We start from the raw sequence: 15772 nt of genomic DNA, 5'->3' as shown, positions 1-15772 counted from the left end.
ATTTGCGCCGCAAGGCATCGCGCCTGAAAAATCGCTGTCCCACCCTTGCAATACAGTGATTCAAGATATATCTTGGAACAGTCACCAACCCCCAAGGAGTGAACCCCCATGCACTTTCGCTTCAATTTCGATCACCCGCGCTTCCGCTCCGACTTCGCCGGCAAAGGCGCGCGCTGGGCGGCCTTTGCCCGTGCCTTCACCGATGAATTCGGCAGCAACTGGGGCGGCGGTCCCGGCGACCGTTCGCGCGGTGGACCCCGAACCGGACCACGCCGGCAACGCTTCGGCGCCGAGGCGCTGAAATATCTGCTGCTGCATCTGCTGAAGGAAGAACCGCGCCACGGCTATGATCTGATCAAGGCGATCGAGGGCATGTCGGCCGGGCTCTATTCGCCGTCGCCGGGCATGATTTATCCCACGCTCACCTTGCTCGCCGATCAGGGCCTGATCGAGGAACTGCCGGCCGAGGAGGGGCGCCGCCGTTATGCCATCACCGATTCGGGGCGCGCCGCGCTCGATGACGCCAAGGCGCAGCTGTCCGATGTGCTGGGCCGCCTGGCGGAGTTGGCCGGTGCGGTGCGAGATGATGAAAGCCAGCCGCTGCGCCGGGCGTTCCGCAACCTGAAATCCGCTGCCGGCGAACGCATGGCGGCCGATGATGCCAGCCGCGATCTGGCGCTGAAGGTTGCCGAAATCCTTGATGAGGCAGCGCAGAAGATCGAGCGGCTTTAACCGCTTTCGGTCGTTCGGGGGGCGGCAGCACGGGCCAGGCGATCATTGATCGCCAGCCCCAAGCCGTGGCGTGGCACCGGCGCCACCGCGATGGCGGCACGGCCGGAGGCTTCGGCGATGTGCAGCAGATCGAACAGGCGGGCTGCGGCCTCGGTGAGGTCGCCGGTCGCTGACAGGTTGGCGTCGCCGGCGACTGGTCCGAAGCCGATGTGAAATTCGCCGGGCTCTGCGGTGAGGGCATTGAGTCGGACTGGCTGTTTTGGCGCGTAGTGCGATTGCATCATGCCTGGTGCCACGATCCCCTCTCCCGCCGCGCTTCGCGCGAGTCGACCGCTCCCCAGCTGGGAGAGGTGAGCAGTCACCTCTTCCCGCTGGGGAGCGGTCGAGAGACGCCGCGGGCGGCCCGGGAGAGGGGCGCCCACCGCCGCCGCCAAGTCCTCCACCGCCACCGCCCCAGCGCGCAGCAATCGCCACCCGTCCGCCTCTACGGCAACAATCGTCGATTCCACCCCCGCCGCACACGGCCCGGCATCCAGTATCATCACGCCAGGCAACGACCCCGCCACATGGCCGGCCCGCGTCGGCGAAATCCGCCCCGATGCATTGGCCGACGGCGCCGCCAGCGGGCCGACGGCGGCGATCAGCGCCTGCATCGCCGGATGCGCCGGGCAGCGCAGCGCCAGCGTCTCCAGCCCCGCCGTCACCAGCCCGGCCACCGCCGCACCCGCGCGAATTGGCAGCACCAGCGTCACGGGTCCCGGCCAGAACCGTGCCGCCAGCGCCAGCGCCAACGGCGAGAACAGCGCCAGCGTTTCGGCCTGCACCACACCGGCCACATGCACGATCAGCGGGTTGAAACTCGGCCGGCCCTTCGCCGCATAAATCCCGGCGACTGCCCGCCCGTCATCGGCGCGCGCGGCGAGGCCATAGACCGTCTCGGTCGGCACCGCGACCAGGCCGCCGGCGCGCAGCACATCGACCGCTGCGGCTATGCCGGCGGCGTTGGCAGCGATGATGTGGCTTTCATGGGCCATGGCCCGCGTTTATACCGGGCCGGCAAACAACCCAAGGCCGAACCCATGCCCTATACCGCCCCCACCATCGAACAGCGTTTCGTGCTGGATGTGATCGCCGATCTGCCCGGCCTCGCCGCGCTGCCGGCCTACGCCAATGCCACGCCTGATCTCATCGAGGCAATCCTCGCCGAATCCGGGAAAATGGCAGCCCAGGTGTTCGAGCCGCTGAACAAGGTTGGCGACAAGGCGCACGCCACGCTGGCCGATGGCGTCGTCACGTTGCCGCCGGGCTTCGTCGATGCCTATGCCCAATATCGGGACAGCGGCTGGGCCGGGCTTGGGGTTGCCGAGGCCCATGGCGGCCAGGGCCTGCCGTTTGCGGTGGCGGTTGCCGTGCAGGAACAGATCACCAGCGCCAACATGGCGTTCGCGCTGTGCATGATGCTGTCCCAGGGCGCGATCGAGGCGCTGGCCGCCCACGCCAGCCCCGAATTGCAGTCCACCTATCTGTCAAAGCTGGTGAACGGCGAATGGACCGGCACGATGAACCTGACCGAACCGGGCGCCGGCAGCGATGTCGGCGCCCTGAAATCGCGGGCCGAACCGGCGACCGATGGCAGCTGGCGCATCAAGGGCACCAAGATCTACATCACATGGGGCGAGCATGAAGCCGCCGAGAATATCGTCCACTTGGTGCTGGCGCGCACGCCGGACAGCCCGCCCGGTACCAAGGGCATCAGCCTGTTCCTGGTGCCGAAATATCTGCCGGATGGCACCCGCAACGATCTGAAATGCGTCGGCCTTGAGCACAAACTTGGCATCCACGCCTCGCCCACTTGCACGATGAGCTTTGGCGATCATGATGCATGTGTCGGCTGGATGGTCGGCAATGAAGGTGGCGGCATGCGTGCCATGTTCACCATGATGAACAACGCCCGCGTGCAGGTTGGCCTGCAAGGCGTCGCCATCGCCGAAGCCGCGACGCAGCATGCGCTAGATTATGCGCGGCAGCGCGTCCAGTCCGCCAAGTTCGGGGGCGGCCGTGATCCGGTGCGCATCATCGAGCACGCCGATGTGCGCCGCACCATCATGACGATGCGTGCTTTGACCGAAGCGGCGCGGGCGCTGGTGTATCTGAATGCCGCTGCGGTCGATCGCGCCCACACCGGCGATGCCGATGGTGCGGGCCTCGCCGATCTGCTCACCCCGATTTCCAAGGCCTGGGCGACCGATATCGGCGTCGAGGTCGCATCGATGGGCGTGCAGGTGTTCGGCGGCATGGGCTATGTCGAGGAAACCGGCGCGGCCCAGTTCCTCCGCGATGCGCGCATTGCCCCGATCTATGAAGGCACCAACGGCATCCAGGCGATGGACCTGGTCGGGCGCAAGCTGCTTGCAGATGGCGGCACGCACTGGAAAGCGCTGCTCGGCGAGGTGCGCGCCACCTTGTCCGATCTCGATGAAGATGCGGAGTTGAAGCTGATCACCCCCTGGCTGCAGGATGCGCTGGATGCGGCGCAAACCACCTCGCTATGGCTGGCCAGCGCCAACAACCCGGATGATGTCGCGGCCGGTGCGACGCCCTATCTGCGGCTCATGGGCCTCACACTCGGCGGCTGGCTGCTGGCGAAACAGGCGCTGGCGTCGCGCACCCACCCCGACCCCAATTTCGCCGCCGCCAAACGCACCACCGCGCGGTTCTTCGCCGAACAATTGCTGCCGCAGGTGCAGGCCCTATCGGCCAGTGCGATGCGCGGCGCGGCGCTGTTCTATGCGATCCCGGAGGATGGCCTGGCGGCGGCGTGAGGGCAGTGTGGCTGCTTTCAATTTGAAACTGGATGGTATAGTCTTTCATCTGAAAGGGTGAATAGCCATGCAGCTTGCTTTGAAATCCCCTCCCGCTCCCGCCGCCAATCTCGATGCCGGCCTGGTGCTGGCAAAGGCGATGCTGCGTGCCGCTGATCGGCTTGGCTTGTCCGGCCGGCAGTTGGGCCAGATCATCGGCGTGTCCGAAGCGACCGTGTCGCGCTGGCGGCAGGGCGATGCCGGACTGTCGGACACATCAAAGACGTTCCAGCTGGCGGCGTTGTTCGTGCGGGCCTGGCGCTCGCTTGATGCCATTGTCGGCGGGGACGATGCGGTGGCGCGGGCGTGGCTGGCCAACCCCAACGAAGCGCTCGCCGCGCGCCCGATCGATCGCATGTTCACCCCGCAGGGTCTGGTTGATGTCACCGCCTATCTGGACGCCAGACGCGCTCCGCTCTGAACTGTGCGCATACCACGGCAGCGCCTGGCGGTTGGTGGAGGCGCAGCACCGTGTGTCCACGCGCAAGATCGTTGACAGTCTTGATGAGCAGACCCTGCTCGAATCCATATTGGAAGATGCCAAGCCGCCGGTGCCGCCGCGCTGCCGGCATCTCGATTATCTGCTCGCCACCCCGTTCCGCTATCAGGCCTACCCTTATGGCTCGCGCTTTCGCCGCGCCGGGCTGACGCCGGGCGTCTGGTATGGCGCGGAAATGCCGGAAACAGCGGCGGCGGAAATGGCCTTTTATCGCCTGCTGTTCTTCATCGAGAGCCCGGCCACCCCGTTTCCGGCCAACGCCAGCGAATATTCGGCCTTCTGCGCCCGGCTGGCCACCGCAACTGCGCTCGATCTGACCAGCGGCGCCTTGGCGGCATCCCATGCGGTATGGACTCATCCCACCGCCTATGCGCCCTGCCAGGAGCTTGCCGATGCCGCTCGCGCCGTCGGCGGCCAGCTGCTGCGTACCCAATCCGTCCGCGATCCGGGACGGGGCGCCAATATCGCCGTGCTGGACTGTGCGGCCTTTGCCGAGTCGACCCCCACCAGTGACCGCCAGACCTGGCGCATCTATCTCAGCGCGTCGGGCTTGCTGGTGCAGCGCGAATTTCCGCGTCTCGATCTGGAATTTCCGCTGGCCGCCTTTGCCGGCGATCCGCGCATCGCTGGCTATGCATCCGGCCTGGCGCGGTAGGTCTTACGCCGGCAACACCGCCAGCCGCGCCGCCTCGGCCAGCACCGCGTCCCACGCCGCACCCATCGCCAGCGTGAAGCCGTCGCCGCAGCCGTCGCGGATCACCGCTGCCACGATGGGCAGGAAATCGCCGAAGATCGCCGGCGGGATGCCATAGGCGCTGTGGGTATGGATTTCGGTGGCGAGGAACTGGTCGCCCCAGCCACGCGGGCCCGCCAGATCGAGGATGACCTCGAAGCTGCGGGTCAGCATTTCGCCGCGGATATTGCCGTGCGTGTCGCGCCAGAATTCGCGTTCCATGGCGGGGTGCAGGGCGAACAGCCGGGCATAGACCGAAGCTGTCGGGTCACCGATGCGCGCGGCGGCCAGTTCCAGGCTGGCGGTTATGGCACTGGCATGATCCATGGCCGCCATGGTGGCGCGCGGGCCGCGGCGCGGCAAGCCCTGCATGGCGGCAGGGCGCGTGCTTCAGACAATGGCGGTCGGCAGGCAATGGACTGGGGCGGAGCTTGGCGTTAGGGGTTGGGCCATCAATCACCGTCCTGAAAAGTGTTGCCCCAAGTGAATCTCTTCACCCATTTCACGGCCGTCATTCACGCCGCGCTTGGCCAGCTGGTCGCGGCCGGCACGCTCCCGGCTGGCCTGTCCTTCGCCAATGTGACCGTCGAGCCGCCGCGCGATGCGGCCCATGGCGATCTCGCCACCAATGCCGCCATGGTGCTGGCCAAGCCGGCCGGCACGAACCCGCGCGGCCTGGCCGAGGCGCTGGTGGCCGTGCTGCGCAGCCAGCCCGGCATCATCGCCGCCGAAGTGGCCGGGCCGGGGTTCATCAATCTCAAGCTGGCTGACAGTGTCTGGCATGATCAGTTGAACGCCATGCTCGGCGCGGGCGCCGATTATGGTCGCAGCACGGTCGGCCAGGCCAAGCGCATCAATGTCGAATATGTCTCCGCCAATCCCACGGGGCCGATGCACATGGGCCATTGCCGTGGCGCGGTGGTAGGCGATGCGCTGGCGGGCCTGCTGGCCTTTGCCGGCTGGGACGTGACGAAGGAATATTATATCAACGATGCCGGCGGCCAGGTCGATACGCTCGCCCGGTCGGCGCACCTGCGCTACCGCGAAGCACTGGGTGAGACGATCGAAATTCCCGAAGGCCTGTATCCCGGCGACTATCTGGTGCCGGTGGGGCAGGCGCTGGCGGCCGAATTCGGCGACCGGTACCGCGACGCGCCGGAAAGCGACTGGCTGGTGCTGTTCCGCACCCGCACCGTCGCCTTGATGATGGTGCGCATCCGCGCCGATCTGGCGCTGCTCGGCATCGTGCAGGATGTGTATTTCTCCGAAGCCGGGCTGGGCGGCCGCGTGCAGGAAGCGCTCGATGCGCTCACCGCCAAGGGCCTGATCTATCAGGGCGAACTGGAGAAACCGAAGGGCGAGACCGGCGATGATTGGGAACCGCGCCCGCAAACCCTGTTCCGCTCCACCCAGTTCGGCGACGACCAGGACCGGGCGATGCGCAAATCGAACGGCAGCTGGACCTATTTCGCCGGCGATGTCGCCTATCACTGGGACAAGCTGACCCGGGATTATGATGCGCTGGTCAACATCTTCGGCGCCGATCACGCCGGCTATGTGAAGCGGGTGACGGCGGCGGTGAAGGCGCTTTCGGATGGCAAGGTCCCGCTCGACATCAAGATCGTCAATCTGGTGAAATTGCTGCGCGCCGGGGAGCCGGTGAAAATGTCGAAGCGTTCCGGCAATTTCGTCACGCTGGATGAAGTGGTCGAAGAGGTCGGCAAGGATGTCGTGCGCTTCGTGATGCTCACCAAGCGCCCGGAATCGCCGATGGATTTCGATTTCGCGCATGTCGTGGAACAGAGCCGCGAAAATCCGGTCTTCTATGTGCAATATGCCCATGCCCGTATTGCCTCGCTCGGTCGCAAGGTGGCTGAGGCCGGCATCGCCTTGCCGGAACCGGATCTGGCGCTGCTCGATGCCGACGAACTGGGCGTGGTGAAAATGGCCGCCAATTTCCCCCGCATGGTCGAACAGGCCGCCGAAGCCCGCGAACCGCACCGCATCGCCTTTTATCTGGGCGATCTGGCCGCTGCCTTCCACAGCCAGTGGAACGCCGGCAACGATGATGCGACGCGGCGTTTCGTGCTGGCCGACCGGCCGGACCTGACCGCGGCGCGGCTGGCCATGGCCCGCGCCGTGGGCCAGGTCATCAAGAACGGTCTGGCGGTGATCGGCGTGGCGGCGGCGGAGGAACTGCACTGATGGCCGGCAGAGATGAAGACGCGCCCTGGTTGGCCGAGGCCGCGCCGCTGGCCCCGTCGGGCAGCGCCGCACGGCGCCGGCCGATGCTCAACATCGCCATTGCCGTGCTGGCGCTGGGCGCGATTGCTGCGGTCGGCCTGTTGATGCTGCTCGGCCGCAAGGATGGCGGCAGCAGCCAGGGCTATATGGAGGCGGCCCAGGCGCCGTTGATCGAGGCCGATGCCGGGCCGTACAAGGTGCCACCGGAAAATCGCGAAGGGCTGGAACTGGAAGGCGACGGCGAAGTCATTCACGAGGCCGTGCGCGGCGAGGATGTGCAAAGCCAGATCGATCTGAACGCCGTGCCGGAAGCACCGATCGGCCGCCCGCGCGATCTGCTGCCGCCCGAAGGCGCCGTTGTGCCGCTGCCGCCGGCGGTGGGGCAACCGGTGCCGGTGCAGGTGATGCCGGCGCAGCGCCCTGCGCAAAAGCCGGATACGCTGCCGGCTGCAGCGGTGCCCGCCGCCAAGCCTGCGCCCAAGCCTTTTGCAGCGCCGGCCGCAGCGCCAACAGCTGTGCCTGCCAAGCCGCCTGCCAAGCCGCTCGCCAACATCGCCGCCGAGCTACAGAAGCCCGCGGCCGGCATGACCCTGGTGCAGATCGGGGCGTTTTCCAGCGAAGCCAAGGCCGAAGAGGAATGGGCGCGCGTTGGCGGCAAGGGCAAGTTGACCGGCAAGCGCGTCGAGAAGCTGACCAATTCGTCTGGCAAGACATTGTGGCGGGTACGCGGCCAAACGAAGGACTCCGCTGCGTCCTGCCAGGCGATCATGGCCGCCAAGGGCGCGTGTGAAGTGGTTAAGGGCTGATGCAACCGCTCATCCTTGGGCTCGCTGGGCTGACGCTGGGTGATGAGGAGCGCGCGCTGTTCCGCGCCGCCGATCCCGCCGGCTATATCCTGTTCAAGCGCAACGTCGATTCGCCCGAACAGGTGCGGGCACTCACCGCATCCTTGCGGGAACTGGCGGGCCGCGAAGTGCCGATCCTCATCGATCAGGAAGGCGGCCGCGTCGCCCGTTTGCGCCCGCCACATTGGCCGGAGTTTCCCACCGGCGAACGCTTTGGGCATTTGTATGATGTCGCGCCGATCACTGCGATCGAGGCGTGCCGGCTGAACGCGCTGGCGCTGGCGGCGCTGCTGCGCGATCTCGGCATCAATGTCGATTGCCTGCCGCTGCTCGATGTGCGCGACGTTGGCGGCCACGATATCATCGGCGATCGCAGCTTTGGCGCCGAACCGATGCTGGTTTCGGCGCTGGGCCGCGCCGTGCTTGATGGCTTCCGGCTGGGCGGCATCTGCGGCGTCGTCAAGCATATCCCCGGCCACGGCCGGGCGCTCGCCGACAGCCATCTCGAACTGCCGGTGGTCAGCGCCAGCCGCGACGAGCTGGAACGCGATTTCGAACCTTTCCGCCGTCTCGCCGATGCACCGATGGCGATGACGGCGCACATCACCTACACCGCGATCGATGGGGCGCGTTGCGCGACGCTGTCGCCCATCGTCATCGATCTGATCCGCCAGGATATCGGCTTTGGCGGCCTGCTGATGTCGGATGATCTGGGCATGCATGCGCTGGGCAATCCGCAGTCGGGCGGCCACCCGCCGGGCAGCAATGCGCTGGCGGATTTCGGTGCACGGGCGCTGGCCTGCCTCGATGCCGGCTGCGATATCGCCTTGCATTGTTCGGGCGATTTCAACGAAATGCGCGCCATCACCGAAGCCGCGCCGGTGATGCGCGAAGCCGCCGCCACGCGGCTGGCTGCGGCCATGGCATGGATGGGCCCTGGTGATTCCACGCCCGCCGCTGAATGGGCGCAGGCGCGCGACATGTTGCTGGCGCTGGGCTGATGGCCGACGCGGCGGAGGATTTCGACGCGCCCGTGCGCGGTTCGCCCTCTCGCGATACGCTGGTGCTGCAATTGGGCAGCTGGGAAGGCCCGCTCGATCTGCTGCTCGGCCTGGCGCGCGCGCAACGGGTTGATCTGGCCCAGATTTCCATCCTGGCGCTGGTCGATCAATATCTGGCCTTCATCCGCGATGCCAAGGCGCTCAGCCTGGAACTGGCTGCTGATTATCTGGTGATGGCGGCCTGGCTGGCGTACCTCAAATCCGCGCTGCTGTTGCCCAAGGCAGCGGAGGCCGATCCCGATCCGGCCGAACTGGCGCTGAAACTGCAATTCCAACTGCAACGGTTGGAGGCGATGCGCAGCGCCGGCCAGAATCTGCTCGCCCGTCCGCAACTGGGCTGGGACATGTTCCGCCGCCCCAATCCCGAAGGCCTGGCGCAGACAAGCCACGCGGTTTACGATTGCGATTTTTATGAACTGTTGTCGGCTTATGGCGCCATCACCGCGCGCCGCACCCGCAGTGTCCATATCGTGCGGCGCCGGCCGGTGATGGCGCTGGATGAAGCCATCGAACGGCTCGAACATTTGCTCGGCCGCAGCATCGACTGGACGGAGCTGGCGCGCTTCCTGCCGGCCGATCTGGCCGACGAATCCTATGCGCGATCGGTGCTGGCCTCCAGCTTTGTTGCCGCGCTGGAATTGACAAGGCAGGGCAAGGTGCAGCTGTCGCAGGGCGCGGCCTTCGCGCCGATTCTGATGAAGGCCCGCCGCGATGGATGATGGCCACGATCTGGACCTGGCGCGCGCGCTGGAGGCGATCCTGTTCGCCAGTGAAGCACCGCTCAGCCTGTCCGACATCACCCGCCATGTCGGGGAACGCGGTGATCTGCTCCCCGCCTTGCGCGCGCTGGCTACGTCCTATGGCCCACGCGGGATCAACCTGGTCGAACGCGGCGGCCGCTGGCAATTCCAGACCGCGCCTGATCTGGCGCAACATTTGCGCACCACCCGCGAGACGGTGAAGAAATTGTCGCGGGCCGCGGTCGAGACACTGGCGGTGATCGCCTATCATGAACCGGTCACGCGCCCGGAGATCGAGGAAATTCGCGGCGTTGCCGTGTCGGGCGGCACCATCGACGTGCTGATGGCGGCAGGCTGGGTGCGCCCCGCCGGCCGCCGCGAAACTCCCGGCCGGCCGCTGCAATATGCCACCACGCCGGAGTTTCTGGCGCATTTCAATCTCGGCAGCCGCCGCGACCTGCCCGGCATTGCCGATCTGAAAGCCGCCGGACTGCTCGACCGCGAACCACCGCGTGAGCTCAATCTGCCGTTCAGCGGGGAGAGCGGCTGATCAGGCCTTCAGCGCCGAAATCGCGACATCGTGGGACAGCACCACCGTATCGGCCGCATCCAGGATACGCAGGCCGATCATGCCGCGTTGCCAGTCCAGCGTGATCAGCCCGACATTGTTGGCCGAAAAGCTCGGCCCCAGCCGGTTCGGCCCGGCCTCTTCCCGATGCTCGCCGCTGCTGCCCATGTTGAAGGCCGATGCGGTCATTTCGATCATCGGATAGGCGGTGCCGACTGTTTCGCGATAGATGCCGGCACGGTGGCGATCGCCTGACAGCAGCAATATGCCATTGGCGCGGGTGCGCTTGACCACGGCGTGGAAGCGCGCGCGCTCGTGCGGGAACAGGCGCCAGCATTCATAGCCATGGCCATCGGCAAGCAACTGGTAGGAGGTGACGATGAGGCGCACATCAGCCGGCAGCGCCAATTGCGCCTCCAGCCATTGCCATTGCGTGTCACCCAGCACGGTCAGCGCCGGATCGGCATTGGCGACGTAGATTTCCTGGCCCGGTGCACCGCGCTGCGGGCTTTTCGTCCAGTCGCTGCGGAAGCTGCGGGTGTCGAGCAGGATCACCTGCACGCGCGCACCCTTTGGCCCGGTGATGAAGCTGTCGTAGATCCCGCCCGTGCGGCGGCGCGGCGAATCGGCCGGCACGTTCCAGAAATCGAAGAACAGCGGCCGCGTCGCCTCTTTCCAGGCATAGCTGGCGCCCGCATCGTTCAAGCCGAAATCATGATCATCCCACACTGCGGCCATCGGCATGGCGCTGCGGAACCGGCGATAATCCGGGCGCGCCAGCGCCGCGGCATAGGCGCCGATCAGCTCATCGAGATTGGGGCCGCGCGTGTCGCCATAGACATTGTCGCCCATGAACAGGAACAGATCGGGCTGGGTGCGCAAGGCGGTTTCCAGCAGCGCACCCTCGCGATTCTGGTTGAAGCAGGAGCCGACCCCGATGCGCGTCAGCCGGCGTTCGGGATCGAGCGTGGGCGCCACCGGCACATCCAGCAGGCCGGCGAGGGTGGGAAAGGCACCCGCGCGCGCCATTCCGGGCAACAGGGCGCTGCCGGCCATGCCGCCTAGAAGCCCGCGTCGATCAAACAAGTTCATCATGGCATCATCCCTGCAAACAGGCCGCGATCAAGAGCGCATGCCTGTTGCAGGATGATGACACCGATCAGCGGCGGAACAGCGCCTCGCCCTGTTCCAGCGCGGTGCCGGGCGTGTTCGACACCGGGGTTTCCGGCGCGTTGGCCGCGGCATAGCGTTCGGCCTGCAACTGGTTGATCAGCGCGGCGCGATCGGCAGCGGCCTTTTCCGGATCGACGCTCATGTCGATGCCGGCCTTCTTGGCAGCGGCGGCGACCAGCGCGTCCATCTCGCGCTGGCTGGTCAGGCCCAGCGTCACCGGATCGCGCGGTTGCAGATTGGCATAATTCCAGTGCGATTTGGTGCGGATGTCCGAAATCGTGTTCTTGGTGGTGCCGATCAGCTTGGAAATCTGCGCATCGCTGATTTCCGGGTGATTCTTGATGATCCACAAGATGCCATCGGGCTTGTCCTGGCGCTTCGACACCGGCGTGTAGCGCGGGCCGCTGGTACGCCGCGCCTGTTCGGGCAGGCGCGCCATCTTCACCACATGATCGGGATCGGCCTCACCGGCGGTCAGTTCCTCGCGGGTGAGTTCGCCGGCGCGAATCGGATCGCGGCCCTTCAGCTTGGTGGCCGCCGTGTCGTCGGCGATGGCCTGCACTTCCAGGATGTGCAGCCCGCAATATTCGGCGATCTGCGAGAAGGTGAGGGCGCTGTTGTCCACCAGCCAGGCGGCGGTGGCGTGGGGCATCAAGGGAACGCTGGGCGCGGCCATGGGCTGAGCTCCTTAAAAAGAAAAGCAAACAGCCGCCCCTTGCGGGACGGCTGGACAAGTTCGCTTGTAATGAAGCGCCGGCTGTGGCGCAAGGGCGCACGATGCTGACCGATGACCACCTCTCTGCGCTGGATGCGGCCGATCCGCTTGGTTCTGCCCGGGCGCGCTTCATCCTGCCCGATGGGCTGATCTATCTCGACGGCAATTCGCTGGGGCCGTTGCCGGCGGCGCTGCCGGCGCGGCTGGCGCAGACGGTGGCAAAAGAATGGGGGCAGGGGCTGATCCGCAGCTGGAACGATGCCGGCTGGATCGATCTGCCGGTGGCGCTGGGTGCTGCCATCGCGCCCATCATCGGTGCCGAAGCCGAAAGCGTGGTGGCCTGTGACAGCGTCAGCATCAATCTGTTCAAGCTGGCGAGCGCCGCGCTGGCCCTGCGGCCCGAGCGGCGCACCATATTGATGGAGGCGCAGGATTTTCCCACCGATGCCTATGTGATGCAGGGCCTGGCGCGGCTGGCCGGGGTGAAGCTGAAACGGGTGGCGCGTGAGGAATTGCGCGGCGCGCTGGAAGATGATGTCGCGCTGCTGCTGCTCACCCACGCGCATTATGTGACTGGCGAGGTGCACGACATGGCGGCGATGAGCGCGGCGGCGCAGGCGGCGGGCGCACTGATCCTTTGGGATCTGTCGCATTCGGCCGGCGCGCTTGCGGTGCAGCTTGATGAAGATGGCGCCGATTTTGCGGTGGGCTGCGGCTACAAATATCTGAACGGCGGCCCCGGCGCGCCGGCCTTTGCCTATGTCGCGCGGCGGCATTGGGATGGGTGTGACCCGGCGCTGACCGGCTGGATGGGCCATGCTGCGCCCTTCGATTTTGCCGCCGATTATGCGCCGGCCCCCGGCGCGCGCCGCCTGCTCACCGGCACGCCGCCGATCCTGGCGATGCGCGCGCTGGAGGCCGGCGTGGCGACGTTTGCCGGCATCGCCATGGCGGCGGCCGAAGCGAAAAGCCGCCGCCAAGTGCAGTTGTTCGCGGCCGGCGCGGCGGCGATTGCGGGCATCAACGTCGATCCGCTGCCCGCCGGCCGTCACGGCGCGCAATGCATCATCCGCCACAAATCTGCGCGCCGCGTGATGAACGCCCTGGTTGCGCGCGGCGTCATCGGCGATATGCGCCCGCCCGATGCGATGCGCTTCGGCTTTCCGGCGCTCACCACGCGCTATGCCGATATCGGGCTGGCGTTGGCGGCGCTCAAGGCCGTGCTGGCCAGCGGCGAATGGCAGGACGATCGCTTCGCCCCGGTGGGCATGGTCAGTTAGGCGTTACCGTGATGATGCGCTCCGCCTCCTGCAACACCCGCGCGCGGCTCCACACGAACGGCACATAGTTGCCGCTGGCCCAGCGCGGGAACAGATCGCGATAATGCGGGCTGGCCGGGTCGCCGCTCTGGCCCGGCGTGTTGATGGCGACGCTGTTGTCCCAGGCGCCGACATCCATCACCACCCGCACCGATGCCCCAGCCGTGACGTGGAAATCCGGCGCCGAACTCATCGCCATGGGTGTCGAGCCGCTGCCGCCGATCGGCAGCGGGCCAACGCGGCGTTCGACATCACGGCCGGCGATGGGCAGCGCCGGCTGGAAATCCGCAACATGCAGCGCCCCCCAGCGCCATTTCGCCGGATCGGGGCCAAGCAGTTTTGACGCTTCGGCAAAGGCGCTGGCGAGCGAGCCGAGCAGGATGGTCGCGCGCATCGCGCCGGCATCCGCGCCCAGCAGCGCACCGTCTTCCAGTACGGGCAGCACATTGCCGATGGCGGTGCGGCCGAAATTGCGCTGCGCTGATTCTGGCACGATGGCTTTTACAGCGGCGCCCGGCAGGTGCCGGCTGGCCCACATCTCATAGAGTGCGGCGGGTGCGGAATCCGGGCCTTCATGCCCGTCCCAACCCTGCAACATCGCCAGTGCGGCGCGTTCGGCGTCGCTGCGGCCGGTCAGGCCGGCGAGCAATTTCACCGCGCGTTGCGCCATCGCCGAGGTGGCGTCATTCTGCAGCGCCATCGCATCGGTCATGCTGAACTTCGGTTTGCTGCCAATCACTTCGTTGATGCGGGTGATACGGCTGCGATCGCCCCATTCCAGGCCCAGCAGGCGGGGATAGCCGACCGGCACGTTGAATTCATTGGCCGTGGCGAACCAGCCCTGCGCCGGGTTGTAAACCACCGGCATCAGCTTGGCATCGAGCAGGCCCGTCCAGCCATAGGCCTTGCCGGCCGGAACGGGGAGCAGGCCGTCGCCGGCCGTGCGGACCGGCACGAAGCCGCCCGGCGCCCAACCGATATCGCCGGCCCGGCTGGCAAACAGCAGGTTGAGCGGCGGCGCGCCCCAATGGTTGCGGGCGACCAGGAATTCGTCCCAGCTCTTGGCGGCAAACGCCCAGGTAGCGTTGAAATAGGCCGACGCGCCGGGCTTCGCCCAGGTGGCACGCAGGGCAAAGCTGCGGCCTGATGCGGCGTCTTCGTGGATGATCGGGCCGTCGGGGCTGAATTTCAGCACGATTTCGCGCGGCGCTTCGCCTTTCACGGCGATGGTCTCGCGCAATTCCGTCAAATTCGTGCCCTTCGGGTTCACCACCAGATCCTGCTGATCGATGCCAAAAATGGTCAGCGCCCAGGCCACATCCTCGTTGTGGCCAAAGCTGACGCCGGGCAGCGCCGGCTCGCCCGATCCGGCGATCTTCAGGTCCGGCGTGTCGATGTGGGACAGGTAGCGCAAATTGGGCACGGCGTGGGCGCGGTGCGGATCATTGGCCAGGATCGGCCGGCCGGTGGCGCTGCGGGCCGGCGCGATCACCCAGTTGTTCGATCCTTCCAGGGTTTCCGGATCGGTGCGGCTGGCCACCACCATTTGCTTGCCATCAAAGCGCACATCGCTGGTGCCGGCCATGTAATCGTCGAGCACCTCATGGGGGATGCTGCACGGATCGAGGCCCCTGGGGATCACCACTGCGTGTGTCGGCGCCAATTCGCGGCGCAGCGGTTCGAGTCTGAGATCGCCGCCGCACAGCGCGCGGGCGCGCAGCACTTCGGCCGGTACATTGCTGGCCAGCGCGTTGGATCGGATGCGCACGATATCATCGGCCTGCCAACGATCCGGCTGACTGCCGGTGGCGGCAAATTCGATCGGCAGTTTCTGGCGGCCGGCGGCCACGTCGGCCACGAAAGCATTGATCCCGGCAGCGAAGCTTTCCGTCCAGGCCTTGGCATCTGCCGGATAGGCTGCCCATTCCGCCGCCATGTCGCCGCGATACAGCAGCAGCCGCGCGGCGCGATCCTGCGCCACGAAGGCCGGGCCGAAGCTGGCCGAGAGCAACCCCAGCCCGCGCTTGCGCCACAGATCGATCTGCCACAACCGGTCTCGCGCCACCGCATAGCCCTGAAGGAAAAACCCGTCGCGGGCATTGGCGGCATAGATGTGCGGGATGCCGGCGCGATCGATGATGATCTCGCCGGGCGCCGACAGGCCAGGCAGTGCGCGCGCCTCGCCGAACACAGCAGGCGGTGCCGGTTGGGCAGAGGCGGCGCTGGCGAGCAGCGTGGCGGCAAGTGTTGTGCGGATCATGATGTTCCCCCCCCAAAAGTCA

At 66.7% G+C, this 15772-nt stretch carries 15 protein-coding genes; 10 read left to right on the top strand and 5 right to left on the bottom strand.

Features of this window, described 5'->3' with window-relative positions:
- The first annotated feature begins 108 nt into the window (after positions 1–108).
- Positions 109–732, top strand: coding sequence for a PadR family transcriptional regulator (locus tag AC6UUM_RS00520; RefSeq protein ID WP_500803403.1), 624 nt, complete (start codon positions 109–111; stop codon positions 730–732).
- Here the strand turns inward: AC6UUM_RS00520 and AC6UUM_RS00515 are convergent.
- Positions 729–1766: an L-threonylcarbamoyladenylate synthase gene (locus AC6UUM_RS00515; RefSeq protein ID WP_500803402.1), complete on the bottom strand. Its 1038-nt coding sequence runs from the start codon at positions 1764–1766 to the stop codon at positions 729–731. The genes AC6UUM_RS00520 and AC6UUM_RS00515 overlap by 4 nt on opposite strands.
- A gap of 45 nt (positions 1767–1811) precedes the next feature.
- Between AC6UUM_RS00515 and AC6UUM_RS00510 the strand changes: the two genes are divergently transcribed.
- From AC6UUM_RS00510 to AC6UUM_RS00500, 3 genes are all read left to right on the top strand, one after another.
- The gene (locus AC6UUM_RS00510; RefSeq protein WP_500803401.1) at positions 1812–3554 is read left to right on the top strand and encodes an acyl-CoA dehydrogenase; all 1743 of its coding nucleotides are present in this window, start codon (positions 1812–1814) and stop codon (positions 3552–3554) included.
- 67 nt (positions 3555–3621) lie between these two features.
- On the top strand, positions 3622–4014 hold the full coding sequence (locus AC6UUM_RS00505; RefSeq protein ID WP_500803400.1) for an antitoxin Xre/MbcA/ParS toxin-binding domain-containing protein: 393 nt from the start codon (positions 3622–3624) through the stop codon (positions 4012–4014).
- Positions 3974–4747 carry an RES family NAD+ phosphorylase gene (locus tag AC6UUM_RS00500; protein WP_500803399.1) on the top strand — a complete coding sequence of 258 codons (774 nt, stop codon included), beginning with the start codon at positions 3974–3976 and terminating at the stop codon, positions 4745–4747. Before AC6UUM_RS00505 ends, AC6UUM_RS00500 begins: the two co-directional genes overlap by 41 nt.
- A 3-nt stretch (positions 4748–4750) precedes the next feature.
- On the opposite strand, the gene AC6UUM_RS00495 is transcribed toward AC6UUM_RS00500, so the two are convergent.
- Positions 4751–5197, bottom strand: coding sequence for a globin (locus tag AC6UUM_RS00495; protein ID WP_500803398.1), 447 nt, complete (start codon positions 5195–5197; stop codon positions 4751–4753).
- Between the two features lie 111 nt (positions 5198–5308).
- Here AC6UUM_RS00495 and argS point away from each other — a divergent pair, with 111 nt between their 5' ends.
- From argS to scpB, 5 genes are read left to right on the top strand one after another with little or no spacing between them, the layout of a single operon-like run.
- Entirely contained in the window at positions 5309–7030 is a 1722-nt protein-coding gene (gene argS / locus AC6UUM_RS00490; protein ID WP_500803397.1) for an arginine--tRNA ligase, read from the top strand.
- A complete protein-coding gene (locus AC6UUM_RS00485; protein WP_500803396.1) occupies positions 7030–7875 on the top strand; it encodes an SPOR domain-containing protein in 846 nt (281 codons plus the stop codon). The genes argS and AC6UUM_RS00485 overlap by 1 nt, the downstream gene beginning before the upstream one ends.
- A complete protein-coding gene (gene nagZ, locus AC6UUM_RS00480) occupies positions 7875–8915 on the top strand; it encodes a beta-N-acetylhexosaminidase (protein WP_500803395.1) in 1041 nt (346 codons plus the stop codon). Before AC6UUM_RS00485 ends, nagZ begins: the two co-directional genes overlap by 1 nt.
- Positions 8915–9694, top strand: coding sequence for a segregation and condensation protein A (locus AC6UUM_RS00475; protein WP_500803394.1), 780 nt, complete (start codon positions 8915–8917; stop codon positions 9692–9694). The genes nagZ and AC6UUM_RS00475 overlap by 1 nt, the downstream gene beginning before the upstream one ends.
- Positions 9687–10265, top strand: a complete 579-nt coding sequence (scpB, locus tag AC6UUM_RS00470) for an SMC-Scp complex subunit ScpB (protein WP_500803393.1) — start codon at positions 9687–9689, stop codon at positions 10263–10265. The genes AC6UUM_RS00475 and scpB overlap by 8 nt, the downstream gene beginning before the upstream one ends.
- On the opposite strand, the gene AC6UUM_RS00465 is transcribed toward scpB, so the two are convergent.
- Together AC6UUM_RS00465 and AC6UUM_RS00460 are read right to left on the bottom strand one after the other, a co-directional pair.
- Positions 10266–11378, bottom strand: coding sequence for an alkaline phosphatase D family protein (locus AC6UUM_RS00465; RefSeq protein ID WP_500803392.1), 1113 nt, complete (start codon positions 11376–11378; stop codon positions 10266–10268). It abuts the gene before it with no gap.
- Positions 11379–11442: 64 nt separating this feature from the next.
- Complete coding sequence (locus AC6UUM_RS00460; protein ID WP_500803391.1) at positions 11443–12132, bottom strand: cell cycle transcriptional regulator TrcR; 690 nt, start codon at positions 12130–12132, stop codon at positions 11443–11445.
- Between the two features lie 101 nt (positions 12133–12233).
- Between AC6UUM_RS00460 and AC6UUM_RS00455 the strand changes: the two genes are divergently transcribed.
- On the top strand, positions 12234–13451 hold the full coding sequence (locus AC6UUM_RS00455; protein ID WP_500803390.1) for an aminotransferase class V-fold PLP-dependent enzyme: 1218 nt from the start codon (positions 12234–12236) through the stop codon (positions 13449–13451).
- Here the strand turns inward: AC6UUM_RS00455 and AC6UUM_RS00450 are convergent.
- Positions 13444–15750, bottom strand: coding sequence for a penicillin acylase family protein (locus tag AC6UUM_RS00450; RefSeq protein ID WP_500803389.1), 2307 nt, complete (start codon positions 15748–15750; stop codon positions 13444–13446). The two genes, AC6UUM_RS00455 and AC6UUM_RS00450, sit on opposite strands and share 8 nt — an antisense overlap.
- Between the last annotated feature and the right edge of the window lie 22 nt (positions 15751–15772).

Source organism: Sandarakinorhabdus sp. (assembly GCF_987265915.1).
Note: the sequence above shows the minus strand (reverse complement) of the source record. Positions and strands in the feature narration are given on the sequence as shown.

Coding starts and splice junctions, on each gene's coding strand:
- nagZ (WP_500803395.1), top strand. CDS start 7,875: ATGCAACCGCTCATCCTTGGGCTCGCTGGGCTGACGCTGGGTGATGAG.
- AC6UUM_RS00515 (WP_500803402.1), bottom strand. CDS start 1,766: ATGGCCCATGAAAGCCACATCATCGCTGCCAACGCCGCCGGCATAGCC.
- AC6UUM_RS00500 (WP_500803399.1), top strand. CDS start 3,974: ATGTCACCGCCTATCTGGACGCCAGACGCGCTCCGCTCTGAACTGTGC.
- AC6UUM_RS00460 (WP_500803391.1), bottom strand. CDS start 12,132: ATGGCCGCGCCCAGCGTTCCCTTGATGCCCCACGCCACCGCCGCCTGG.
- AC6UUM_RS00465 (WP_500803392.1), bottom strand. CDS start 11,378: ATGATGAACTTGTTTGATCGACGCGGGCTTCTAGGCGGCATGGCCGGC.
- AC6UUM_RS00450 (WP_500803389.1), bottom strand. CDS start 15,750: ATGATCCGCACAACACTTGCCGCCACGCTGCTCGCCAGCGCCGCCTCT.
- AC6UUM_RS00485 (WP_500803396.1), top strand. CDS start 7,030: ATGGCCGGCAGAGATGAAGACGCGCCCTGGTTGGCCGAGGCCGCGCCG.
- AC6UUM_RS00505 (WP_500803400.1), top strand. CDS start 3,622: ATGCAGCTTGCTTTGAAATCCCCTCCCGCTCCCGCCGCCAATCTCGAT.
- AC6UUM_RS00495 (WP_500803398.1), bottom strand. CDS start 5,197: ATGCAGGGCTTGCCGCGCCGCGGCCCGCGCGCCACCATGGCGGCCATG.
- AC6UUM_RS00520 (WP_500803403.1), top strand. CDS start 109: ATGCACTTTCGCTTCAATTTCGATCACCCGCGCTTCCGCTCCGACTTC.
- AC6UUM_RS00475 (WP_500803394.1), top strand. CDS start 8,915: ATGGCCGACGCGGCGGAGGATTTCGACGCGCCCGTGCGCGGTTCGCCC.
- AC6UUM_RS00455 (WP_500803390.1), top strand. CDS start 12,234: ATGCTGACCGATGACCACCTCTCTGCGCTGGATGCGGCCGATCCGCTT.
- scpB (WP_500803393.1), top strand. CDS start 9,687: ATGGATGATGGCCACGATCTGGACCTGGCGCGCGCGCTGGAGGCGATC.
- AC6UUM_RS00510 (WP_500803401.1), top strand. CDS start 1,812: ATGCCCTATACCGCCCCCACCATCGAACAGCGTTTCGTGCTGGATGTG.